The 21,173-nt window shown below is 67.6% G+C and carries 23 protein-coding genes, 1 tRNA gene and 2 pseudogenes; 7 read left to right on the forward strand and 19 right to left on the reverse strand.

The features are described from left to right. Nucleotides 1-4: 4 nt before the first annotated feature. Nucleotides 5-1,771 carry a hypothetical protein gene (locus EL337_RS25595; RefSeq protein WP_048633932.1) on the forward strand — a complete coding sequence of 589 codons (1,767 nt, stop codon included), beginning with the start codon at nt 5-7 and terminating at the stop codon, nt 1,769-1,771. Nucleotides 1,772-1,807: 36 nt separating this feature from the next. Here EL337_RS25595 and EL337_RS25600 read toward each other — a convergent pair. Both EL337_RS25600 and EL337_RS25605 read right to left on the reverse strand, forming a co-directional pair. Then, a tRNA-Thr gene (locus tag EL337_RS25600) sits at nt 1,808-1,880 on the reverse strand. Nucleotides 1,881-1,968: 88 nt separating this feature from the next. Continuing rightward, nucleotides 1,969-3,183 (reverse strand): DNA polymerase III subunit delta', encoded by a 1,215-nt coding sequence (locus EL337_RS25605; protein WP_048633933.1) that lies wholly within the window; start codon nt 3,181-3,183, stop codon nt 1,969-1,971. 82 nt (nt 3,184-3,265) lie between these two features. Between EL337_RS25605 and EL337_RS25610 the strand changes: the two genes are divergently transcribed. Next, complete coding sequence (locus EL337_RS25610; protein WP_048633934.1) at nt 3,266-4,870, forward strand: adenylate/guanylate cyclase domain-containing protein; 1,605 nt, start codon at nt 3,266-3,268, stop codon at nt 4,868-4,870. Here the strand turns inward: EL337_RS25610 and topA are convergent. The 3 genes from topA to EL337_RS25625 form a co-directional block, all read right to left on the reverse strand. Then, on the reverse strand, nt 4,867-7,713 hold the full coding sequence (gene topA / locus EL337_RS25615) for a type I DNA topoisomerase (protein WP_370737191.1): 2,847 nt from the start codon (nt 7,711-7,713) through the stop codon (nt 4,867-4,869). The genes EL337_RS25610 and topA overlap by 4 nt on opposite strands. A 147-nt stretch (nt 7,714-7,860) precedes the next feature. Then, nucleotides 7,861-8,451, reverse strand: coding sequence for a hypothetical protein (locus EL337_RS25620; RefSeq protein ID WP_048633936.1), 591 nt, complete (start codon nt 8,449-8,451; stop codon nt 7,861-7,863). Nucleotides 8,452-8,593: 142 nt separating this feature from the next. Continuing rightward, entirely contained in the window at nt 8,594-8,797 is a 204-nt protein-coding gene (locus EL337_RS25625; RefSeq protein WP_006243848.1) for a cold-shock protein, read from the reverse strand. A gap of 320 nt (nt 8,798-9,117) precedes the next feature. Here EL337_RS25625 and EL337_RS25630 point away from each other — a divergent pair, with 320 nt between their 5' ends. Then, on the forward strand, nt 9,118-11,490 hold the full coding sequence (locus tag EL337_RS25630) for a DNA 3'-5' helicase SftH (RefSeq protein WP_048633937.1): 2,373 nt from the start codon (nt 9,118-9,120) through the stop codon (nt 11,488-11,490). Between the two features lie 10 nt (nt 11,491-11,500). After that, nucleotides 11,501-12,580: a PAS domain-containing protein gene (locus EL337_RS25635; protein ID WP_048633938.1), complete on the forward strand. Its 1,080-nt coding sequence runs from the start codon at nt 11,501-11,503 to the stop codon at nt 12,578-12,580. Nucleotides 12,581-12,591: 11 nt separating this feature from the next. Here the strand turns inward: EL337_RS25635 and EL337_RS25640 are convergent, their stop codons facing one another. The 7 genes and pseudogenes from EL337_RS25640 to EL337_RS25670 form a co-directional block, all read right to left on the reverse strand. Further along, the gene (locus EL337_RS25640) at nt 12,592-13,812 is read right to left on the reverse strand and encodes a serine/threonine-protein kinase (RefSeq protein ID WP_048633939.1); all 1,221 of its coding nucleotides are present in this window, start codon (nt 13,810-13,812) and stop codon (nt 12,592-12,594) included. Between the two features lie 84 nt (nt 13,813-13,896). After that, nucleotides 13,897-14,223: an Rv3654c family TadE-like protein gene (locus EL337_RS29105; protein WP_048633940.1), complete on the reverse strand. Its 327-nt coding sequence runs from the start codon at nt 14,221-14,223 to the stop codon at nt 13,897-13,899. Nucleotides 14,224-14,239: 16 nt separating this feature from the next. Continuing rightward, nucleotides 14,240-14,515 (reverse strand): TadE family type IV pilus minor pilin, encoded by a 276-nt coding sequence (locus EL337_RS29110; RefSeq protein ID WP_327405533.1) that lies wholly within the window; start codon nt 14,513-14,515, stop codon nt 14,240-14,242. Nucleotides 14,516-14,568: 53 nt separating this feature from the next. Then, nucleotides 14,569-14,700: pseudogene (locus EL337_RS29245) on the reverse strand (DUF4244 domain-containing protein); the annotation flags it as partial. A 531-nt stretch (nt 14,701-15,231) separates the two neighbouring features. Then, entirely contained in the window at nt 15,232-15,828 is a 597-nt protein-coding gene (locus EL337_RS25660) for a hypothetical protein (RefSeq protein ID WP_126316680.1), read from the reverse strand. Between the two features lie 40 nt (nt 15,829-15,868). Next, nucleotides 15,869-16,105, reverse strand: a complete 237-nt coding sequence (locus EL337_RS25665) for a hypothetical protein (RefSeq protein WP_126316682.1) — start codon at nt 16,103-16,105, stop codon at nt 15,869-15,871. A 56-nt stretch (nt 16,106-16,161) separates the two neighbouring features. Further along, entirely contained in the window at nt 16,162-16,455 is a 294-nt protein-coding gene (locus EL337_RS25670; protein WP_048633943.1) for a hypothetical protein, read from the reverse strand. A 455-nt stretch (nt 16,456-16,910) separates the two neighbouring features. Here EL337_RS25670 and EL337_RS25675 point away from each other — a divergent pair, with 455 nt between their 5' ends. The 3 genes from EL337_RS25675 to EL337_RS25685 all read left to right on the forward strand — a co-directional run bounded on the left by EL337_RS25675 (nt 16,911) and on the right by EL337_RS25685 (nt 17,974). Then, nucleotides 16,911-17,165 carry a hypothetical protein gene (locus tag EL337_RS25675; protein ID WP_048633944.1) on the forward strand — a complete coding sequence of 85 codons (255 nt, stop codon included), beginning with the start codon at nt 16,911-16,913 and terminating at the stop codon, nt 17,163-17,165. 69 nt (nt 17,166-17,234) lie between these two features. After that, on the forward strand, nt 17,235-17,408 hold the full coding sequence (locus EL337_RS25680; RefSeq protein ID WP_126316684.1) for an XRE family transcriptional regulator: 174 nt from the start codon (nt 17,235-17,237) through the stop codon (nt 17,406-17,408). Between the two features lie 134 nt (nt 17,409-17,542). After that, entirely contained in the window at nt 17,543-17,974 is a 432-nt protein-coding gene (locus tag EL337_RS25685; protein ID WP_048633945.1) for a hypothetical protein, read from the forward strand. Nucleotides 17,975-18,031: 57 nt separating this feature from the next. Here the strand turns inward: EL337_RS25685 and EL337_RS25690 are convergent, their stop codons facing one another. The 7 genes and pseudogenes from EL337_RS25690 to EL337_RS25710 form a co-directional block, all read right to left on the reverse strand. Then, the gene (locus tag EL337_RS25690; RefSeq protein ID WP_048633946.1) at nt 18,032-18,853 is read right to left on the reverse strand and encodes a phage major capsid protein; all 822 of its coding nucleotides are present in this window, start codon (nt 18,851-18,853) and stop codon (nt 18,032-18,034) included. Nucleotides 18,854-18,963: 110 nt separating this feature from the next. Beyond that, nucleotides 18,964-19,428, reverse strand: a complete 465-nt coding sequence (locus tag EL337_RS25695; RefSeq protein WP_048633947.1) for a hypothetical protein — start codon at nt 19,426-19,428, stop codon at nt 18,964-18,966. After that, nucleotides 19,425-19,646 (reverse strand): hypothetical protein, encoded by a 222-nt coding sequence (locus EL337_RS25700; RefSeq protein ID WP_048633948.1) that lies wholly within the window; start codon nt 19,644-19,646, stop codon nt 19,425-19,427. The genes EL337_RS25695 and EL337_RS25700 overlap by 4 nt, the downstream gene beginning before the upstream one ends. Beyond that, a complete protein-coding gene (locus tag EL337_RS28825; protein ID WP_157866330.1) occupies nt 19,643-19,801 on the reverse strand; it encodes a hypothetical protein in 159 nt (52 codons plus the stop codon). The genes EL337_RS25700 and EL337_RS28825 overlap by 4 nt, the downstream gene beginning before the upstream one ends. Before the next feature lie 80 nt (nt 19,802-19,881). Next, nucleotides 19,882-20,193 (reverse strand): MarR family transcriptional regulator, encoded by a 312-nt coding sequence (locus EL337_RS29120; RefSeq protein ID WP_048633949.1) that lies wholly within the window; start codon nt 20,191-20,193, stop codon nt 19,882-19,884. 399 nt (nt 20,194-20,592) lie between these two features. After that, a pseudogene (locus EL337_RS29330) lies at nt 20,593-20,784 on the reverse strand (hypothetical protein); the annotation flags it as partial. Further along, the gene (locus tag EL337_RS25710; protein WP_126316686.1) at nt 20,781-21,032 is read right to left on the reverse strand and encodes a hypothetical protein; all 252 of its coding nucleotides are present in this window, start codon (nt 21,030-21,032) and stop codon (nt 20,781-20,783) included. The gene EL337_RS25710 and the pseudogene EL337_RS29330, both read right to left, overlap by 4 nt. Nucleotides 21,033-21,173 lie beyond the last annotated feature (141 nt).

The following is a 21,173-nucleotide window of genomic DNA, read 5'->3' on the forward strand; positions in this document are numbered from 1 at the left end:
TGCCGTGAGATCTGCCGTCGCCAGGGCCGCCGTCGCACTGATCGCCGTGCACCTGGTCATCCGCGCGGTGCTGGCCTTCGGCGGCTATTTCTATTGGGACGACCTGATTCTGGTCGGTCGGGCAGGCACCCAATCCCTGCTGTCGCCGGAGTACCTGTTCGACGACCACGACGGGCACGTCATGCCGGGCGCCTTCCTGGTCGCGGGCGCGATCACCCGGTTGGCCCCGCTGGACTGGTTCTGGCCCGCGGCGAGCCTGGTCGTGCTCGCCCTGCTGGCGTCGCTGGCGTTGCTGCGCGCACTCCACGTGATTCTGGGTTGGCGGCCGGTCCTGTTGGTGCCGTTGACGTTCGCGTTGTTCAGCCCGCTGGCGGTGCCGGGATTCGCGTGGTGGGCTGCGGGATTGAATTCGCTGCCGATGCTGGCCGCGATGGCGTGGGTGTGCGCCGACGCGATCCTTATGGTGCGCACCGGCAACCAGCGGTACGCACTGTCCGGCGCGCTGGCGTACTTCGGCGGGCTGCTGTTCTTCGAGAAGTCGGCGATCATCCCGGTCGTCGCGTTCACCGTCGTCGCGCTCCACGGCTACGTCACCGGCGGCGCAGGCCTGCCACAGGTGTGGCGGCGAGGGGTCCGGCTGTGGACAGCGAGCCTGGCCCTGACCGCGGCCTGGGTGGGCGTCTACCTGCTGGTGGTCGATCAGCAGCGGTGGAGCTTCGACCTGCCGATGACGTGGGACCTGTTGCGGCGCTCGGTCACCCACGGCATCGTCCCCGGCCTCGTCGGCGGTCCGTGGGAGTGGCAACGATGGGCGCCTGCCTCGCCGTGGGCGGTTCCGCCCGCGGCCGTGATGATCCTCGGCTGGGTGGCGCTGGCGGGTGTGCTGGCGGTGACACTGGCGCGCAAGGAACGCCTCGGGCCGGTCTGGCTGGCTGCCCTCGGCTACGCGGTGGCGTGCCAGATTCCCATCTACCTGATGCGCTCGTCCCGGTTCACCGCGCTCGAACTTGCGCAGACCCTGCGGTATCTGCCCGATCTTGTCGTCGTGCTGGCGCTGCTGGCCGCGGTCGGGTTGTGCGCACCCAACCGCGACGGGTCGGCGTGGCTGAACGCGTCGAGGCGACGTACGGCCGTGTCCGCCGTTCTCGCAGTCACTTTCGTGGCGAGCAGCCTGTACTCGACGGCGACGTTCCTGACCAGTTGGCGCGACAACCCGACCAAGACGTACCTGCAGAACGCGCAGGCGGGGCTCGCCCAGGCGCACTCGTCGTCGGACGCCCCGATGCTCGATCAAGAGGTGGATCCGCTGGTGCTGCAGCGGGTGGCGTGGCCGGAGAACCTGGCCTCACACATGTTCGCGCTGCTGGACGACCGGCCCGAATTTGCCTCAGCGACAACGGATCTGCGAATGCTCGACGTGCAGGGCAGGCTGACGGACGCCCTGGTGACCTGGGTTCGCAGCATCCGGGTGGGTCCCGATCCGGGATGCGGATACCTGGTGCAGCCCGACTTCCCCGTGCGCATGCCGTTGGACGGTCCGCTGCTGCCCGCCGACTGGACCGTCGAGATCAACTACCTCGGTAACAGCGACGGCTCGATGACGATGTCGCTGTCCGAGGGCGAGGAGGTCAAGGTGTCGGTCCGGCCGGGACTCAACCGGACCTATGTGCGGCTGCCCGGCGCCGGGGACGCGATCACGGTGAGCGCCAACACCTCGGCGCTGTCGGTGTGTGTGGCCTCCGGGCCGGTCGGTTTCGTCGCCCCGCGCTAGCGGGGGCACCGGGCCGGCGCCACGGAAAGAAAACGGAGCCGCCCAGGGGAATCGAACCCCTGACCTTCTCATTACGAGTGAGATGCTCTACCGACTGAGCTAGGGCGGCGTGCTGACGAACAGCGGCATGAGTCTACGACAGGGCCCGCGGGTGGCCCAAGTTGATCCCCGGGTCGCTTCCTCCAGCCCGCCGGACCTCAGCCGCGCAGCGCCTGCCCGACGGTGCCGACCATGGCGTCGACCGCAAACTTGGGCTTGACGTTGACCGCCAGCGCCTCGCGGCATTCCAGCACGGCTTCGATGCAGCGCAGCAGCTTGTCGGGCGGCGCGTGGGCCGCCATCGCCGCCACCTTGTCGGCCATGTCCGGATGGTTGGGGACGACGCCGGTGGCGCCCGACGACACGAGGAGCGCGTCGCGGAAGTACGTGGCCAGGTCGATCAGTGCCCGGTCCAGCGCGTCGCGGGAGGCCCGCGTCTGCCGGGACTTCTGGCGTTTCTCCAGGTCCTTGAGCGCGCCGGCGGCACCGCGCACCGCGCCCGCCGTGCCCTTGCCGGTACCGCCCGCGCCCATCGCCGTGCGCAACTCCTCGGCCTCGGCCTCGTTGCGGTCCCCGGTCAGCGCCTTCGCCTCGGCTTCCGCGGTGGCCACCAGCTCCTCGGCGGCGGCATACGCCCGGGACGGTGTCGCGGCGTCCCGCGCGAGCCCGAGCGCGCGCAGCCGACGCTCCCGCGCCTGCTCGTCGTTGGCCAGCCTGCGGGCGCGTCCCACGTGGCCCCCGCTGACCGAGGCCGCCCACACGGCGTCGCGTTCCGGTAACCCGTCCGATTCGATGAGCACCCGGGCGATGGCGTCCACCGGCGGGGTGACCAGCGCGACGTGCCGGCACCGCGAACGCAGCGTGATCGAGATGTCCTCGGGATCCACCGACGGCGCGCACAGCAGGAACACCGTGGACGGCGGCGGCTCCTCGACGACCTTCAGCAGTGCGTTGGCCGCACCCTCGGTGAGCCGGTCGGCGTCTTCGATCACGACGATCTGCCAGCGGCCGGTGCCCGGCCGCCGGGAGGCGATCTGGACGATGGTGCGCATCGAGTCGACCCCGATGGACAGGCCCTCGGGGATGATCCGCCGCACATCGGCATGCGTGCCCGCCATCGTGGTGGTGCAGGCCCGGCACTGTCCGCACCCCGGCGTCCCGTCGGCGAGACACTGCAGCGCCGCGGCGAAGCAGAGCGCCGCCACCGAACGCCCGGACCCGGGCGGACCGGTGATCAGCCAGGCATGGGTCATGATTCCCGTCTCGGCGGACGGCCCGCTGTGAGCGGAATCACCGCGTGCCGCGCGTGCGGCCGCGATCAGCTCCTTCTCGACAGCGTCCTGGCCCACCAGTCGCGAGAAAACACCGGACATCGCCGATAACAGTAATGCTGCGAACCGACACGTCCGTCTCAGACGCCCCTTCCGCGTCAGCAGAGCCCGATACGGTAATCCCATGGCCGCCGAACCGATCGAGGTCGGACGAATCAGCGCATTCGTCCGCTGGGTCGCGCGCACGCCTTGGCCGGTGTTCACACTGGGCATGCTGCAGGCCGACATCATCGGCGCGCTGCTGGTCCTCGGCTTTCTGCGCTTCGGGCTGCCGCCCGAGGACCGCATCCAGCTGCAGGACCTGCCCGCCTTCAACCTGGCGGTCTTCCTGACCTACCTGTTCGTCTCGTTCACCGTCGCGTCGTACTTCACCCTGCGCATGCTGATCCCGGTGATGCGCTGGCAGCGTCGCGACATGCTGCTCGGGGACCGCGATCCCGCCGACACCGAGGTCGCCCGCATGCGGGCGCTCAAGATGCCCTTCTACCGCTCACTGATCAGCGCCACGAACTGGCTGCTCGGCTCGGTGGTGTTCATCGTGGCCAGCTGGCCCGTGGCCAGCAAGTCCGCGCCGGTGGTCGCCGTCGCGACCGGTCTCGGTGCCACCGCCACCGCGATCATCGGCTATCTGCAGTCCGAGCGGGTACTGCGGCCGGTGGCCGTGGCCGCGCTGCGCGGCGGCGTGCCGGAGAACTTCCGCGCCCCGGGGGTCATCCTCCGCCAGGTCCTGACCTGGGTACTGGCCACCGGAGTGCCGCTGCTGGCCATCGTGCTGGCACTGGTTGCCAGCATGTTCGAAGTGCTCACCGCCCCGGCGGACCGATTGATCACCACGATCCTGCTGTTGGCGATCGTCGGGCTGGTGATCGGGCTGTCCAGCACCGTCCTGGTGGCGATGTCCATCGCCGACCCGCTGCGGCAGCTGCGCTGGGCCCTCGGCGAGGTGCAACGCGGCAACTACAACGCCCACATGCAGATCTACGACGCCAGTGAGCTGGGGCTGCTGCAGGCCGGTTTCAACGACATGGTCCGCGACCTGGCCGAACGACAACGCCTTCGCGATCTGTTCGGCCGCTACGTCGGCGAGGACGTGGCGCGGCGCGCGCTCGAGCGCGGCACCGAGCTGGGTGGGCAGGAACGCGACGTCGCGGTGCTGTTCGTCGACCTCGTCGGGTCGACGCATCTGGCGGCCACCAGGCCCGCCTCCGAGGTCGTCAGCCTGCTCAACGACTTCTTCCGCGTCGTCGTCGACACCGTCAACCGGCACGGCGGCTTCGTCAACAAGTTCCAGGGCGACGCCGCGCTGGCGATCTTCGGCGCGCCCATCGAGCACCCGGACGCGTCCGGCGCCGCGCTGGCCGCCTCGCGGGAACTGCATGACGAGCTGATCAACGTGCTCGGCGAAACCGACTTCGGCATCGGGGTGTCGGCGGGTCGTGCCATCGCGGGCCACATCGGCGCACAGGCCCGCTTCGAGTACACCGTGATCGGCGATCCGGTCAACGAGGCGGCCCGGCTGACCGAGCTCGCCAAGCTGGAACCCGGGCACGTGCTGGCCTCGTCGATCGCCGTGTCGAACGCACTGGACGCCGAAGCGCTGTGCTGGGACGTCGGTGAGGTCGTGGAGCTGCGGGGACGGACGGCGCCCACCCAACTCGGCCGTCCGGTCAACCTGGTGACGGCGGAGGGAAGCGCGCCTGTGCCGCGGATGAGTTCGGAAGGCCGCTAGGCCTTCTTCGCCGCCTTCTTCGCGGGCGTCTTCTTGGCCGCCTTCTTCGCGGGCGTCTTCTTCGCGGCCTTCTTCTTCACCGGGCCGCGGGCACGGCGGTCGGCGAGCAGCTCCGAGGCCCGCGCGTCGGTGATCGACAGCACGTCGTCGCCCTTGCGCAGGCTCGCGTTGGTCTCACCATCGGTGACGTACGGCCCGAAGCGGCCGTCCTTGATCACCATCGGCTTCTCTGACACCGGGTCGGTGCCGAGCTCGCGCAGCGGCGGCGTCGCGGCGCCCTGCCTGCCGCGCCGCTTGGGCTCCGCGTAGATCTTCAGCGCCTCGTCGAGGGTGATGTCGAACATCTGCTCTTCGGTGGCCAGTGAGCGAGAGTCGGTGCCGCGCTTGAGGTATGGGCCGTAGCGACCGTTCTGCGCGGTGATCTCCTCACCGTTGGCCGGGTCGACGCCGACGACGCGCGGCAGCGACAGCAGCCGCAGCGCATCCTCGAGGGTGATCGTCTCGAGATCCATCGTGCGCAGCAGTGAGCCGGTGCGCGGCTTGGGCCCGGTCGGCTTCTTGCCCTTCTTGGCGGGAGCCCCGTCTTCCGGTTCGTCGGGAGGCGCGGGCAGCACCTCGGTGACGTAGGGCCCGTACCGTCCGTCCTTGGCGACGATCTCGTGGCCCGTCTCCGGGTCCACGCCCAGCGAACGGCCCTCTTGCGGTGTGGCGAAAGCCTTTTCGGCAAGCTCCAGGGTCAGTTCATCTGGCGTCAGATCGTCACTGAGGTTGGCGCGCTGCGGTTTCAGTTCCCCGTCGGGGCTGTCCGGGTCGACGATCATCCGCTCGAGATACGGACCGTTGCGGCCGACGCGGACGTTGACCGCACGCCCTTCGGCGTCGTCAAAGAGCTTGATGGAGTTGATAAGCCGGGCGTCGATCTCTTCGAGGTTGCCGCCGACCAGCTTCTTCAGCCCGCCAGAACGGGCGATCGAGCCGTCGGCGCCGTGCTCGCCGCCGAAGTAGAAGTTGTTGAGCCAGTTGGTCCGCTGCTCGGTGCCGGACGCGATCTGGTCGAGTTCGTCCTCCATCGCGGCGGTGAAGTCGTAGTCGACCAGACGGCCGAAGTGCTGTTCGAGCAGTCCGATGACGGCGAACGCCACCCAGGAGGGCACCAGCGCGCTGCCCTTCTTGTGCACGTAGCCGCGGTCCTGGATGGTCTTGATGATCGACGAGTACGTCGACGGCCTGCCGATGCCGAGCTCTTCGAGCGCCTTGATCAGCGAGGCTTCGGTGTAGCGCGCCGGAGGCGACGTGGTGTGCCCGTCGGCCGTCAGGTCCTTGGCGTCGACCCGCTGGCCTTCGGTCAGGTTCGGCAGCCGGCTCTCGGCGTCGTCGGCCTCTCCGCCTGCCTGCTCGTCGAGGCTCTCGACGTAGGCCTTGAGGAAGCCGGCGAATGTGATGGTGCGGCCGCTGGCGTTGAACACGACCTGCTCGCCCGAGGAGGCGGCGCCGCCGATCCGCAGCGAGAGCGTGGTGCCGCGGGCGTCGGCCATCTGGGAGGCGACGGTGCGCTGCCAGATCAGTTCGTAGAGCCGGAACTCGTCGGTGTCGAGCTGGGCGTGCAGCTGGCCAGGGGTCTGGAACACGTCGCCGGACGGGCGGATGGCCTCGTGGGCCTCCTGGGCATTTTTGACCTTGCGGGTGTACTGGCGCGCCGTCGGGTGCACGTACTCCTCGCCGTAGAGCTGGCGTGCCTGGTTACGCGCGGCGTCGATCGCCGACTGCGACAGCGTGGTCGAGTCGGTGCGCATGTAGGTGATGTAGCCGTTCTCGTACAACCGCTGCGCGATGCTCATCGTGCGCTCGGAGGACATCCGCAGCTTGCGGCCCGCCTCCTGCTGCAGCGTCGAGGTCATGAACGGCGGGTAGGGCTTGCGGGTGTACGGCTTCTGCTCGACCGACGACACGGCCAGTTGCGCACCGCGCAGACCCGCAGCCAGGGTGTTGGCCGCCGCCTCGTCGAGCACGAGCACCTCGCCGGGCTTTTTGACCGCGCCGAGGGAGTCGAAGTCACGGCCGGCAGCCACGCGCCGTCCGTCGACGGAGTTGAGCTTGGCGGTGAAAGTGGGCGGGCTGGCCTGGGCGTCGGAGACGCTGGCGTCGAGTTCGGCGCTGACGTCCCAGTACCCGGCGCTGCGGAACGCCATCCGTTCCCGTTCGCGCTGGACGATGATGCGCGTCGCCACCGACTGCACGCGGCCCGCCGAGAGCTTGGGCGCCACCTTCTTCCACAGCACAGGGCTGACCTCGTAGCCGTACAGCCGGTCCAGGATGCGGCGGGTCTCCTGGGCGTCGACCAGGTCGATGTCGAGGTCGCGGGGGTCTTCGGCGGCGGCGCGGATCGCGGACTCGGTGATCTCGTGGAACACCATCCGCTTGACCGGGATGCGCGGCTTGAGCGTCTCCAGCAGATGCCAGGCGATCGCCTCGCCCTCGCGGTCACCGTCCGTCGCCAGGTAGAGCTCGTCGACGTTCTTGAGCAGGTCTTTCAGCTCGGCAACGGTGCTTTTCTTGTCGGGGCTGACGATATAGAGCGGTTCGAAGTCCGAGTCGACGTTGACGCCCAGGCGCGCCCACGGCTCGGACTTGTACTTGGCGGGGACGTCGGCGGCGGCGCGGGGCAGATCCCTGATGTGGCCGCGGGAGGACTCCACGACGTAGTTGGACCCGAGGTAACCAGCGATTTTGCGCGCCTTGGTGGGCGACTCGACTATGACGAGCCGCCGCACGGGTGAGCCGTTGGCCCTACGCGCACGGGACTCCGCACCGTCTGCACCGCTGTCGCGGTCGTCGTCAGCCACGTGACCCATTCACTGATCTAGCTCCACCATTCTTCTGCTGCCTGCGGCTTGCATTTACTCACGCGACCCGCTCCGGCAACTGACAATTTCGCACTCTGGGCTTGCCAGCGCAAACCGCGCCTCCCGTGACCGAGCGTCGCAGACCTTCTATACCGTCGGCCACTGCGACAACGCGTCGGCGCTCGCGGGGGGTTCCCCCACGTTCTCTACCAGGCGCGATAGCCGTCGTCGTCCGCTGATCCGAAGAGCCGGGTGCGACCCCCGAGTGCCGATCAGCGTCGGTGCGATCCCCACCCTCATCATTGCCGATGCGAGCGCCGAATGTGTGTCGGGAGCGTGCGGGTCGAGGCCGAGCAGGTAGCGGTCGGCCTCCGGCATGCCTGACGCGAGCGTCCAGGCCCGCAATTCACGGGGGCCGGGCAGCCACTGCGGCGGGACCGTCTTGACGGCGCCCCTGGTCCACTGAGCGGCGATTACGGCCAGACGGGCGTCCACGGCGGTGCGCACCAGCGGGTTGTTCTCGTCGGTGCGGCCGATCTCCGGTTCCAGCCCCGCGTCGTCGATCATCTCGGCGAGCGCCTCGGCCCGCCACAGGGCGTCGACGACCACCGACAACCGGGCACCCTGGTGCTGGCCGTCGCTGACAACCACCACCTGGCCGTGGGCGGCCAGGATGCCCGTCAGGTCGGCGATCGCCGGGGGCACCGACTCCGCCGAGAAGAAGGACAGCTGGCTCACACACCTGACACTAAGCCAGCCCGACCCCGCAGACGTGTTACCCGGCCGCAGGCCCCGATCGGCGCGCGCGCCGGAAAAGAAACACCCCCGCGTCGTCCGGGGTGGACGGCGCGGGGGTGATCAGAGGTCTTGGTGGTTCTGCTCAGACGGCGCGGACGCCGGTGGCCTGAGGCCCCTTGGGGCTCTGGCCGACCTCGAACTCGACCTTCTGGTTCTCTTCCAGGGTGCGGAAGCCGGAACCCTGGATCTCCGTGTAGTGGACAAAAACGTCAGCGGATCCGTCCTCGGGTGCGATGAAGCCGAAGCCCTTCTCCGCGTTGAACCACTTCACAGTTCCCTGTGGCATCTTTCGTACTTTCCTTCTCTTAATTCACCGGGTGCGGTCCGCCACTTCGGCAGACCGGGCCCGTTCCGACCGCCATACCTTCGTGGAGTGCTCGGAACTCGACCCGACCTACAACCCTCGCAGGAACCGCGACCGCAACGTCGTTCCTGCGAGTGCTGTTACGCGAACACAGAAGCTGCGACCGCGATTAGTCAATCACGTTCAGGGCTGCAGCGACAGTCCGAGAAGGCCTTCGAATCATCATGTAGTGAACAATTCACACACAACGTTTTCTGCGCCTGGTCCCGGGAGTCTCCAGGCGTCGACCGGGAGGGTCCGACGTGACAGATCCGGTGCCGGATTTCGGCCGCGAGCTGCTCGCTTGCGCGGTCGAGGGCACCGCCGCCGACGAGCACCCGCTGCGCCATGTGGCGGACCTGGCGCCGCGGCGCGCCAGGTCGCACCCGTGGCCGCACTGGGCGGACCCAGATGTGGTGCGCGCGTTCGGTGATCGCGGGGTCGGATCGCTGTGGTCGCATCAGCTGGCGGCGGCCGATCTGGCGCACGACGGACGGCATGTGGTCCTCAGCACCGGTACCGCCTCGGGCAAGTCGCTGGCCTACCAGCTGCCGATACTGACCGCCCTCAAGGAGAATCCGCGGTCCCGGATGCTGTACCTGTCGCCCACGAAGGCGCTCGGGCACGATCAGCTGCGTGCGGCCGCATCGCTCACGTCGGCGGTGCCGGGACTCTCGGATGTCGGGCCGACGGCCTACGACGGCGACAGCCCCGCCGAAGTGCGGCGCTTCGCGCGGGAACGCTCGCGCTGGATCTTCTCCAACCCCGACATGATTCACCTGTCGATGCTGCGCAACCACGCCCGATGGGCCGTCTTCCTGCGCAATCTGCGGTATCTGGTCGTCGACGAATGCCACTACTACCGCGGGATTTTCGGCTCCAACGTGGCAATGGTGCTCCGCCGGCTGCTCCGGCTGTGCGCGAGATACGCGCCGGACGGCGCCGACTTCGCCGGGCCGACGGTGATCTTCGCCAGCGCCACCACCTCGCAGGCCGCCGCGACCGCGTCGGAGCTGATAGGGCAGACGGTGGTGGAGGTCACCGACGACGGCTCACCGCAGGGCGCCCGGACCGTCGCGCTGTGGGAACCCGCGCTGATCCCCGATCTGCTCGGCGAGAACGGAGCGCCGGTGCGCAGGTCGGCCGGCGCGGAGGCCTCGCGGGTGATGGCCGACCTGATGGCCGAGGGTGCGCGCACCCTGACCTTCGTGCGGTCGCGGCGGGGCGCCGAGCTCACGGCACTGGGTGCGCAGGCCCGGCTGGCCGACACCGCGCCCGAGCTGGCCCAGCAGGTGGCCTCCTACCGGGCCGGCTATCTCGCCGAGGACCGGCGCAGGCTGGAACGGGCGCTGGCCGACGGCGAGCTGCGCGGCGTGGCCACCACCAACGCCCTCGAGCTCGGGGTGGACATCGCCGGCCTGGACGCTGTCGTACTGGCCGGATTCCCCGGCACCGTCGCGTCGTTCTGGCAGCAGGCCGGGCGGGCGGGTCGGCGCGGGCAGGGTGCGCTCATCGTGTTGATCGCGCGCGACGATCCGCTGGACACCTATCTGGTGCATCACCCGTCCGCGCTGCTGGACCGCCCCATCGAACGGGTCGTCATCGACCCCGCGAACCCCTATGTGCTGGGACCGCAGCTACTTTGTGCGGCAACGGAATTGCCGCTGACCGAGGCCGAAGTGCGGATGTGGGACGCCGAATCGGTGGCGGCGACCCTGGTCGACGACGGCCTGCTGCGCCGGAGGCCGAGCGGGTACTTCCCCAGCCCGGGCGTCGATCCGCACCCCGCCGTGGACATCCGGGGGTCCACGGGTGGTCAGATCGCGATCCTGGAGGACGGCACGGGCCGTATGCTCGGTAGCGCCGGGGCGGGGCAGGCGCCCGCGTCGGTACACCCCGGGGCGGTCTACCTGCACCAGGGTGAGACGTATGTGGTCGATTCGCTCGACTTCGAGGACGGGATCGCGTTCGTGCACGCCGAGGATCCCGGATACACGACCTTCGCGCGGGAGCTGACCGACATCGCCGTCACCGGCCACGGCGAACGCACCGAGCACGGCGCGGTCACGGTGGGGCTGGTGCCGGTGTCGGTCAGTAACACCGTCACCGGGTACCTGCGTCGCCGGCTCGACGGCGAGGTCATCGATTTCGTCGAACTCGACATGCCCACCCGGACACTCGACACGGTCGCGGTGATGTGCACGATCACGCCGGAAGCGCTGCAGGACAGCGGAATCGACCCGCTGCGGATTCCGGGATCGCTGCACGCGGCCGAGCACGCCGCCATCGGGCTGCTGCCCCTGGTGGCCAGCTGCGACCGCGGCGACATCGGCGGGGTGTCCACCGCGGTCGGACCGGTGGGCGGCCTGCCCACGATTTTCGTCTACGACGGCTATCCGGGTGGCGCGGGCTTCGCGGCCCGCGGATTCCGCACCATGAACCGCTGGTGGGGCGCCACCGTGTCGGCGATCGAGGCGTGCGAATGTCCCAGCGGCTGCCCGTCGTGTGTGCAGTCCCCCAAATGCGGCAACGGCAACGATCCGCTGGACAAAGACGGCGCGGTCCGGGTGTTGAGGCTGGTCGTCGGACTGCTGACCGCCGGCTTCCCGTCCGGGGGGTCGCCCCGCCCTCGGTAGGATCATCGCCATGACCCACGACTGGATGCTCGTGGAAACACTTGGCACCGAGCCCGTCGTGGTCGCGCATGGTTCCCGCACCGAAGACCTGGTTCCCGTCAGCGCCTACCTGCGCCGCAACCCCCACCTGATGGCCATCCAGACCGCGATCGGCGAAGCGGTCCGCGCCGGGGGCGCGATGAGCAGCATCACGCCGAAGAACGACCGGGTGATCAAGACCGAGGTCGTCCAGATGTCCGACGGCCGCATCCACGGCGTCCAGATCTGGCTGGGGGCGCCCGACGAGACACCCCCGGAAAGGCCCATGGTGGGTCCGCTGCTGTGGGACCTCACCGCGGGAACGGCCACCGACACCCCGGAGTCGCTGCAGGTCGGCGGGTGGAATCCGGCCAAGCAGACGACCCACGGCCGCGTCTTCGCCGACGATCTGCCGCGACGCAACCTCAACCCCAACGAGGCCGAGGTGATCAGCATGGTGATCAATCCCGAGGCGGGGATGACCATCTGCAACACCTGGGATGTCACCGACTATCGCGGCGACCCGATCACCGTCGGGTTCGTCGCCCGGTCGCTTCCGGAGATCCAGGACGACGGCAGCGAACGTCTGATCTGCCGTGCGATGAACTGGCGCAGCGTGCGCGACGGCGCGAGTCTGCAGCACGATCTGCTGGGACAGCGGATTCTGGACGGGCTGGCCGAGCCGGGTGTGCACCGGGCGCTCGTCGATCCGATGCACTGGACCTTGCTCAAGTGGATCGACGATCCCGCGCCCTTCTTCGACTGGCGCGGCGGCGTGGTCAACCGGTTGGCCACCCATCCGCAGGACAAGCCGACCCTGGAGGCCATGGCCGCAGCGTTCGAGTCCGGCGCCGCACACGGTGTGCTGCGCATGGTCGCCCGCCATGGGGGGTGGACGCCGGTGCATGTCACGGTCCATCGCGTCGAGCTCGGCAACGGCATCTACGCAGGCTTGGCGTCGCTGCGGTTACCCACCCCCGATGAGCTCACCGCCGCGGATCTCGACGACGGCACCAAGGCGCCGGCCGGCCGGAAAGTGTTCTCCCGCAAGGACAAAGCCACCCAAGCCTGACTGCGGGGTGCTCACGGTTTTTTCCCGTTTCCGTTGCCCTTACCGTTGCCGTTGCCCTTCGGCCCCTTCTCCGCCGGCGCCGGTGGTGGCGGAGGCTGCACCACCGGGATGGCGACGGTGGTCGATGGCGGAGGAGGCGGGGGCGTGGTCGGCGGGGGTGGCGGCATGGTCGTGCTGGTGCTGACCGGTTGCGGCGGCGGCGACGTCGTGAACGGATCCATGGCCACCGCAAGCGCGGCGACGACGAAGGCGACCACCGCGGCGGCGGCGATCAGGTACCCGCGTGTACGTGTCCTGCGCTGCGGGGGTGCGGGTGGCGGCGCCGGGTATGCCCGCGATGGCGGCAATGGCTGCGCGAGCACCTTCGTCCCCGGACGTGGAGGCTGCGCCGCTGGGACGATGCCCGCGTGCAGCGCGACGGCGTCACCGGCGAGCGCTGCACGCATTTGTGCGGCACTGCCGAAGCGTAGGCGGGGGTCGCGGCTCATGGCGCGGTCGACGACCTGGGCCAGGACGGGATCGACATCGTTACGTACCGCGCCGACCGGCTGCGGCGGTGGCGCATCGATGATCGCCCGCGCAAGCGCAGCGGGATTGTCCTGTGGGAAGGCCCGACGTCCCAAGAGCGCTTCGTAGCCGATGATCCCGACGGCGTAGAGGTCGTCTCGGACGGACGCGGGAGCGCCGGTGATCCGCTCCGGGCTCATGTAACAGAGCGTGCCGACTATTTGTCCTGTTGTGGTGTGGGCAGCGCCGCCGGTTTTGGCGATACCGAAGTCGGCGACCTTCATGCAGTCACCGGTCGTCGACACCAGAATGTTGGCCGGCTTGATGTCGCGGTGCAGCACCCCCGCCGCGTGCGCGGCGGAAAGGGCAGCCAGCACGTCGTCGAGCACGGACCGAACCTGCGCCGGAGGCATCGGTCCGTCCGCCATGACGTCGGCGAGAGTGCGTCCGGGTAGGCGTTCCATGATGATGAACGGCCTGCCGTCGTGCACACCAGAGTCGTGCACGGACACGATGTTGGGATGCGATAGTCCGGCGGCGGATCGCGCCTCGTCCTCGAATCTGCCCCGGATGCCGGGGTCACTGTCGAGGTGAGGGTGCAACAGCTTGACGGCTACCGGGCGACTCAACCGCGTGTCCCACCCGTCGCGGACCTCGGCCATGCCGCCACAGCCCAGCAAATCTCTGAGCTCGTAGCGGCCCGCAAGCATTTCGCGGCCGGTCATTGTGTCTGCGTAGCCGAACTTGCAGCGGCGTAAACAGCGACGGATCGGGTCATCCCGTCGATTGTCCTGCCCGCTGGTCCCGAGTCACCCCGAGGGGGTGCCGGGCCCGGCGCGCGCCACCGCGCGCGCCGCACCCATCCCGAAGGCCCGCAGCCGGATCGCCGCCTCGACGGTGACGACGGCATCCAGGTCCTGCACCGAGCAGGCGACCACGGTGGTGCCCGTCGCCGCAGCCAGCTCGGTGGCCAGCGCGCACGCCGTGGCGGCGCCCCCGGCAAGGGACGCGGCCGCGGCGAGCGCGGCGAGGTCGGCCGACGCCTGGGCCCGATGCCGCGCGATGACGGCCGCACCCAGATAGGCGCCACCGACGGTCACGGCGACCAGCACGCCGCACATCGCGGCCGCGATCACGGTCGCCGAACCGCGCTCACCCCGTGTCGACTTCGGCGACGGCCACCGCCTGTCCGGCAATCGAGAGGCCGGGCAGAAGAACCGACCGTGTCGTGACCCGTGCGACGACGAACTGCCCGTCGCGTCGCACGTCGATGACCGATTCCCCCGGTGCGATCGCCCGCGCTGCGACGGTGGCGGACCCGCCGTCCCCTCGGGCGGCAAGCCTGGCGGCTTCCCTGGCGGCGTCGATGCAGCGCACCTGCATCGACACGGCGGCAAGCCCGGCCACGCAGACCGCGAGCACCGCCACCAGCGCGGCAATCGCGAAAGCCGCTTCCGCCGTGGCGAATCCCGATTCGGCATTCAGATGTTCGTGGTCAACGCCCGGCTGATGATGTTGGTGAGCGCACCGACGATGGAGTCGCCGGTGACAACCGTGTAGAGGATGGCCCCGAACGCGGCAGCGGCAATGGTGCCGATGGCGTACTCGGTAGTCATAGATTACACCGAAGGGTCCTCGGGTTGCTCTGGTGGTGCCAGACTCGCGAAGAACTTAGCCATTGGGGCGAACATGTCCGGAGCAACTACCAATGTGAAGTCGCGTTCCTCAGCGTCACCACGTCGACGAACGCTAAGCGTGACCCGGTCTTCGGCGAAGTACATAGCCTCCGGCGGGTTGTACTGGCGCGAACCATCTCGCTCCCATCGGTGCGGCACTTCTACCAGGATGTATTCATCCAGCGCTATGAGGGAGTCACCCACTAGGACATGCGGATTGGCCACCCCACCGTCCGCGCCTGTTTCCCCGCCCATGAGAATCCATTCTTGGTCAGGCAAAGTGCGTTTGTGTTCGGCGCAGACAGGTCCCGCGCCCGAGAGGTTTTCAGTTGCTTCGTGTGGGCACTTCAGCACCCGGCACTGAGTCATAAGCAAAATGATCGCAGCTCACACCGACAAAGCTTCACATTCGGGCCTGTGCCCTGCTCGCTAATATGGACATTCTCGGCCCGGCTTTGGCGCGGATGGCTAGTCGTCCTGTCCCACTTTCGTCGGGATCCTGGATTTGCTTGGATCAATTGTCAGCGGCCCGGCGGAAGCCTTCAGTTCAACAGCGACCCGGTCGGCGACGAACAAACGCGCCTCCTTCTCCTTGGATCGCAGCTCGTACAGCTTCGTACGTGCATTGATGTTTTGCTCCGAACCCGATTGGGTCATTCCGATTACCCGTGCTTGAACAGTCATTGCCAATGCGATCTTGCGCCAAGCCTCTAATCTCGTCTTGACCTCATTGGATCCATAAGCGTTCACCAGAGCGGCGGTCTTCGCCTGATCATCTAGGGAAGGCAGTTCCGGTTCAGGTTGCGGCGGCTCTGTTTCGAGAATTGGGTAGGCCATCTGCGCCCAATTGCCTACCCGTTCCGCCTCCTCTAGAGCCTGAATGTAGGCGGCTTCGAGGCGTTGCTGTTGACGAGCCTCAGTCGCAAGTAGACGCGAGTTCGCGAGCTGACTGTTGCTTACTGTCTCCGCATGCGTCCTGCCTTGCCTGCCCGATAGCCATGTGAAGAACACGCCGAAGGCACCAGCGCTCGCCGTCGCGACCGGACTAACCCATTCCCACGCCACAGTTCGAGTATCGGATGGATGTTGCCGTTGGTGCCGCAGGTCAGCCCGGAGAGTTGCGGTCGGACTGCGTCCCCAAAGCGGGCCGGTACCAATCGGTGGGGCCAACGCCCGCCGCGGTCATCACCGGGATGGTGAGCGTCTCTGCGGTGCCGGGTGCTTGGGTGTCCAGCCACGCGGCAACACGGGCCGCTGTGGCCTGGAATCCGGCCGGGGTGTCGTATCCATCGAACGACCGGCAATCGTTCGGGAGGCGGGCTGCCAGAGCCTCAGGGCTCATGGTCTGAGAGCGACGGTTCCGCCGTCGCGTTGGTGACATGCCAGTGCCTCGGGCCATCAGTCGGCCTCCTGTCCCTCGAAGTTGAGTCGTGCGATGAGTTGAGCGAGTAGGGCCCGCTGAGCGCGTACCTCACCGATGAGCGGATGGATTACGAGCTGGCCGGTGCTGCCCTTGGCGGTCAGCGGCTCTTTGGCCGCTGCGCGTTCCAGCTTGGCGACGGCGTCCGAGACCCGGCAGGCGTGCGTAAGCACCTCCAGCTTGTGCGGCTCGTTGTCTAGGTCGAACTCGTCGTTCACGGTCTCCCAGAGCCGTGTTCCAGCGGCTTTGAGGCCGCGTGGCTTCGTGGGCATTTCGACCCCCTTTCTGACGGGGCAATATCGCCCCTGATCTGGGGCTCTCTGAAAAATTGAAGTTCTGAAAGTCGCGTGTGATCCCTCGACCGCATTACGTGCCGGTCCTGAGCCCCCGGGCAGGGGTAAACCCCCGTGGGGTAGTCGGGGTGCCTACCCGCAGGCGAGGCAGGGGGAGGGGCGAGCGAGGGCGACTACCTACCCGGGAGGGGCTGGCAGGCCAGCGCGGGCAGGCGTGCCACCTGCCAACTCGCACCCCGGAGGCCATCCAGGTGAGGCCGGGGGTGCCCCACACCCGGCGGAGGGGGGTGTGCACCCGGGGAGGGGGTTCCCTACCCCGGAGGGGGTACCTACCCCCTACCTACCTCACTCCCTATGTCCAGTTACGTTGCAGATCAACACATCTCATGCGGTATAGCTTGCGCTATACACGGTAAGCGTGTACTTTGGCCGACATGAACATCACCCGCATCGCCGCATCGGCACTCATCGCATTCGCTTCTGTCGCAGGCGCTTCCGCTCCTGCCTTTGCTCAACCCATCACCGAGGACAGCGACGCATGGAGCTGCGTCGACATGGGGAACCGCATCTGCGGACCCGACAATCCGCGCGGTGTACCAGCTGGTCAGTACGACGAAGGCGGCGTGCTCATCCCGTGGGCGCTGAGCGAGGTTCCCGCCTGGTGCAAGGACATCTGCTTGGGTGCGTAGTGATTACGCACCTGTCCCACAAGCGCCCCGCCATCGTGCGGGGCGTTTCCCGTTGGCAGACTGCAAGGCATGGCCGTCCGCTATCTATCGCGTACCGAGGTCGCCGAACGTATCGGGGTCAAGCCCGACACACTGGGCCGGTACAAGCTGCCAGAGCCCGACGCCATGATCGGCGCCACGCGGGGATGGCTGCCGGAGACGATTGACGCGTGGGACCGGCAGCGCCCATCCCGGACTCACTAATCTCTGACTTGCACCCTGCTTCGGGAATTGCCACGGCTATTCATGCGAGAGATGTCCCTAATATGTTGGTTGTCGGAGCGGCTGGATACCGTCGTTCGACGAACGGGAATCGTTCACGAGAGAAGAGGTCGGGGATGTCGGAAGATTCTGAGTCGACCGAGCAACAGCAGCCGTGGAGCAGCGACGCTCGCGACTACACCCTTGCCGCGATCGACGTGGTGCGAGAGCTGAAAGGTGGGACTGAGGAGTACGGTCCCGAGTTTGGTCAAGCCGAGGTCCTGGAGGAAGTCAAGAAGCAGGTTCAGAGGTTTGGCGGGTCCGTCGATGCAGACGGGTTGGCCTCCGTAGCTGTCGGCCTCACCCGTCTGTCAGAGATGCTGCTCAGCTGGATTCAGAATGAGGCGGATAAGAAGAAGGTGTTGCTGGCCGACGTCCGCGAGAAACTCCCCGACTACGACGAACCCGACACCTACCCCGCCGCGCCGGATTGGCCCAACTGGTCGACCTGGAAGGGCGTGCTGATCGCAATCGAGAACGTCGTCAGGAACTCGCCTACCGCTGACTGACCGGGAGTGGGCCCCCGCCGTGGCGATAATCGCGGGAGCCCGTCCTCGGACTGTCGATCAGGTGGCGTCGTAGCCGCGCACCACACCGGGCTCGTTCAGGAACCCGACGCCCAGGCGGGACACGGCGCGCAGCCAGATGCCGTCCTGGTGGACGTTCGGGAACTTCTCCACGCGGGTGCCTTCGCGCATGACGAGCACGACGTGATCCTTGGGGATGCCCCAGAACAGGGTTGCCGCGTCCACCTGGTTGGACCGAACGACCGGCAGGCCGGCGATGGTGAGTCCATCTTCCACGAACTGGATGAGCGACTGGTTGGAACCGCTGCCGACCTTGAGCTTGCTCAGTGCCTCGGCGGTCTCCGGGGAGACGATCCACGAGGTCAGCTCGGAACCGGCTGCCTCGGCGGCGAACCGGGCTTCGACGAACGGATCGAGGTTGGTCAGCGCAGCGCCGGTGTCCACGGCGGTGTAGGCGATGCTGAGCAGGCCGTCCGGTCCCTTCGGCGTGGTGTTACCGAGGTAGGCCGCGTCGGTGGCGCGGATGATCTTGTTCGCCAGTCCCTTGCCTGCGAGGTCGGCCACGTCGGGAGTCGAGTCCGAGGCGATCTCGTTGGACAGCGGGACGATGCCAGCGGTCTTGGTCGGGGTGACCGAGACCTCTTCGGTCTCGCCGTCGTCTTCGGCGATGGTGTCGTTCTCGTTGTACCAAGCGACCTCGGGGTCGGCCTTCCAGACCGGGAAGTTGATCGCAACCTTGTTTGTGGCGACGACAGTCGCGGTGCGGGCCGCGACGGACTGCGCCTTGACTGCGAGGTCAACGAGGTTGCCGTAGTCCTCGGGGGTGAAGGCGTCGGCGGTGTTGGTGTGGAGCATGGTCATGCGATTTCTCCTAGATGTAGATACAAAAATGACCCGAAGCCACCGGCTCCGAGTCACGTTGCGCCACAGGCGCATTTCTGCGAGCGAGCGCCGTCACAGACGGCCCATGCTCAGGTCTCGGGGTTGAGGATCGAGCCCCAACCGGGGCGTGCTTTAGGCTTGCCGCCACCTCGGCCCTGCGACTGGTCGAACGCCGGGACGTTCCGCTTGAGGCCGGGACGTTCAGCGAGGATCGCCACGACATCGGCGGCGACTTTGTCGGGGTCAACCATGCCGTCGTCTCCGAGGTAGTCGGCTACGTCGTTGCCTGACAGCGAGAACAGGTCGGCAGGATGGCTGAGGCCATCCGAGGCCAGCCGTTCAACCTCGGCGCGGTGCATCCGGTCAATCCGGGTCTGAGCGGCCTGCAGCTCCTCGCGTGCGGTGTCGCGCTCGGTGCGGTAGCGGTCCCGCGCTTCCACGAGACCGGCATTCTGCGAATCGGCCTGAGAGCCGTTCTCCGCGTCCGGGGTGCCCGAGGTATCGCCCTCGGGGGTTTCGTCCGTATCCGTGGCGTTGGTGTCGATTGTGGTCATTCTGCGGTCCTCTCGGCGGTTGTCTCCGGGGCGTGGCTCCGGGGGATGCGGGTCAGTGTGGGCGTGGTGGGCGCCTCTGGCCGCTGGTGTCGCCTGTCGAACAACTCGCGGCGCTCGTCGATGTCGTCGGTCCAGAGCGTGCCGCCGTTCTCGACCACGGCAGCGGCCCAATGCTGGCCGCTTTCCTCCCACCATGTCTCAAATGTCTTGCCGCTCATCGGTCGCTCCACTGCGACAGGACGAGTCCGTCATAGAGCCCGGGTAATCCGAGCAGGACCGTGGAGTGGTCAAGGTCGGCGTGCCACGTCTCGGTGGTGCCGCCTCCCTGCGCGGCGCAGCGCGCGAAAGCTTCTGTGAGTGGGTCGTGTTGCATGTGTTGGCTCCTTCGGTGTGGACATGCGAAAGGCCCCCAGCTCGGATGCTGGAGGCCCGGTGATCGGTATTCGGTTGTGGTCAGGCGAGCGTGAGTAGCGGATGCTCTCCTGACTTGTCGTGCACGATGACGCCCTGGGCGATGAGCCTCGGAACGATTTCGTTTACGTTTTCTTGGTCGACGCCCATCAGGGCGGCGAGCCCGGACTTGGCGCGTACCGATCCGTTGGTGCGGATCGCTGCCAGTAGCCGGTCTTCTGGACTGGCGTCCTCGTTGCGGAGTTCATCCATCAGCTCTGCGATCTCCTCGTCGGTGAGACTCGGAGACGCTTCGCTTGCGGTGGGTGGTTGGACAGATGACGAGCTGCACTCGTCTTCGGTGGGTTGGTTCATAGACCCACTCCGAGCCTCAAGGCTCGGTGTGGTGAACTGGGTCCGCTCCGGACCCGGGTCCATTCCGGACCCGGTCGCTGCTCCACTTCTAGGGAAGTGCACTTCTGGTGCACTTCTCCCTGTACTACTACGGGGGTCCGCTCCGGACCCGGTTACTGGATCCGCTCCGGACCCACTAAGTGGGTCCGTTCCGTACCCCCCTTGTGCGAAGTGGGTCCGTTCCGTACCCCCCTGGGATTCTGGCAAGTGGGTCCGCTCCGGACCCGGTTCCTCCCGGGATAGCCTCCGGATCTCGTCATCGGTGAACGGCGTGTTCGACCTCTGCCGGTACCAAGTCCGAGTCTCGGTGTTGCGGGCAAGCCATCCGCTCTGCTGTAGCTCGTCGAGCGCCCTGCCGACGTTGTTGCGACCGGCTCCCAGAGCCTCGGCAATGTCATTTCGTGACTGTCCGAACCTCTCATCGTGCGACCAGACGTAGAGCGCCACCGAGCGCGCCGTGTGCGACAGCTCCCCATCCCGGGCGAGGGCCACTGGCACCGAGGCGTAGAGCGCTAGGTCTCCGCAATCCTTGACCTTGTTGCGCTTCGTCACCGACGCGCCTCAAGCTCGGCGCGGAGTGCCTCGACTTCTGCTCTCGCCTCGTTGCGCTGCGCCCGGTACTTACCGTTCTCGCGGCGCAGGGTGTCCAGCCTCTTTGCCCAGCTCGGCGGCAACTCTTCGTGGCAGCCCTTGAACTTGCCGAGACGCATTCGGAGGCTGCGATTCTCGGATTTCAGCCCCCTAATCTTCTCCTGCCAGAACTCGGGCAGCTCGTAGATCGTCATGTGCTGATCTGTCATGTCGCTAGCGGGTTTCCCGCTGCGCTCTGCGCGTTGGTCTTCGATCATCGCGTGTTTCACCTTCCTATGGGTGTTGTCAGTCGGCCTTCTGGCCGACTTTGGTTGAGGGAGAACGCCTATCGGCGCTACGCCGGTTGGCTC

The organism is Mycolicibacterium aurum, from assembly GCF_900637195.1.
Lineage (GTDB): Bacteria > Actinomycetota > Actinomycetes > Mycobacteriales > Mycobacteriaceae > Mycobacterium > Mycobacterium aurum.

Coding starts and splice junctions, on each gene's coding strand:
- EL337_RS25605 (WP_048633933.1), bottom strand. CDS start 3,183: ATGTCCGGTGTTTTCTCGCGACTGGTGGGCCAGGACGCTGTCGAGAAG.
- EL337_RS25610 (WP_048633934.1), top strand. CDS start 3,266: ATGGCCGCCGAACCGATCGAGGTCGGACGAATCAGCGCATTCGTCCGC.
- EL337_RS25625 (WP_006243848.1), bottom strand. CDS start 8,797: ATGCCACAGGGAACTGTGAAGTGGTTCAACGCGGAGAAGGGCTTCGGC.
- EL337_RS25635 (WP_048633938.1), top strand. CDS start 11,501: ATGACCCACGACTGGATGCTCGTGGAAACACTTGGCACCGAGCCCGTC.
- EL337_RS25640 (WP_048633939.1), bottom strand. CDS start 13,812: ATGACCGGCCGCGAAATGCTTGCGGGCCGCTACGAGCTCAGAGATTTG.
- EL337_RS25665 (WP_126316682.1), bottom strand. CDS start 16,105: ATGAGCCCTGAGGCTCTGGCAGCCCGCCTCCCGAACGATTGCCGGTCG.
- EL337_RS25670 (WP_048633943.1), bottom strand. CDS start 16,455: ATGCCCACGAAGCCACGCGGCCTCAAAGCCGCTGGAACACGGCTCTGG.
- EL337_RS25675 (WP_048633944.1), top strand. CDS start 16,911: ATGAACATCACCCGCATCGCCGCATCGGCACTCATCGCATTCGCTTCT.
- EL337_RS25680 (WP_126316684.1), top strand. CDS start 17,235: ATGGCCGTCCGCTATCTATCGCGTACCGAGGTCGCCGAACGTATCGGG.
- EL337_RS25685 (WP_048633945.1), top strand. CDS start 17,543: ATGTCGGAAGATTCTGAGTCGACCGAGCAACAGCAGCCGTGGAGCAGC.
- EL337_RS25690 (WP_048633946.1), bottom strand. CDS start 18,853: ATGACCATGCTCCACACCAACACCGCCGACGCCTTCACCCCCGAGGAC.
- EL337_RS25695 (WP_048633947.1), bottom strand. CDS start 19,428: ATGACCACAATCGACACCAACGCCACGGATACGGACGAAACCCCCGAG.
- EL337_RS25700 (WP_048633948.1), bottom strand. CDS start 19,646: ATGAGCGGCAAGACATTTGAGACATGGTGGGAGGAAAGCGGCCAGCAT.
- EL337_RS28825 (WP_157866330.1), bottom strand. CDS start 19,801: ATGCAACACGACCCACTCACAGAAGCTTTCGCGCGCTGCGCCGCGCAG.
- EL337_RS29120 (WP_048633949.1), bottom strand. CDS start 20,193: ATGAACCAACCCACCGAAGACGAGTGCAGCTCGTCATCTGTCCAACCA.
- EL337_RS25710 (WP_126316686.1), bottom strand. CDS start 21,032: ATGACAGATCAGCACATGACGATCTACGAGCTGCCCGAGTTCTGGCAG.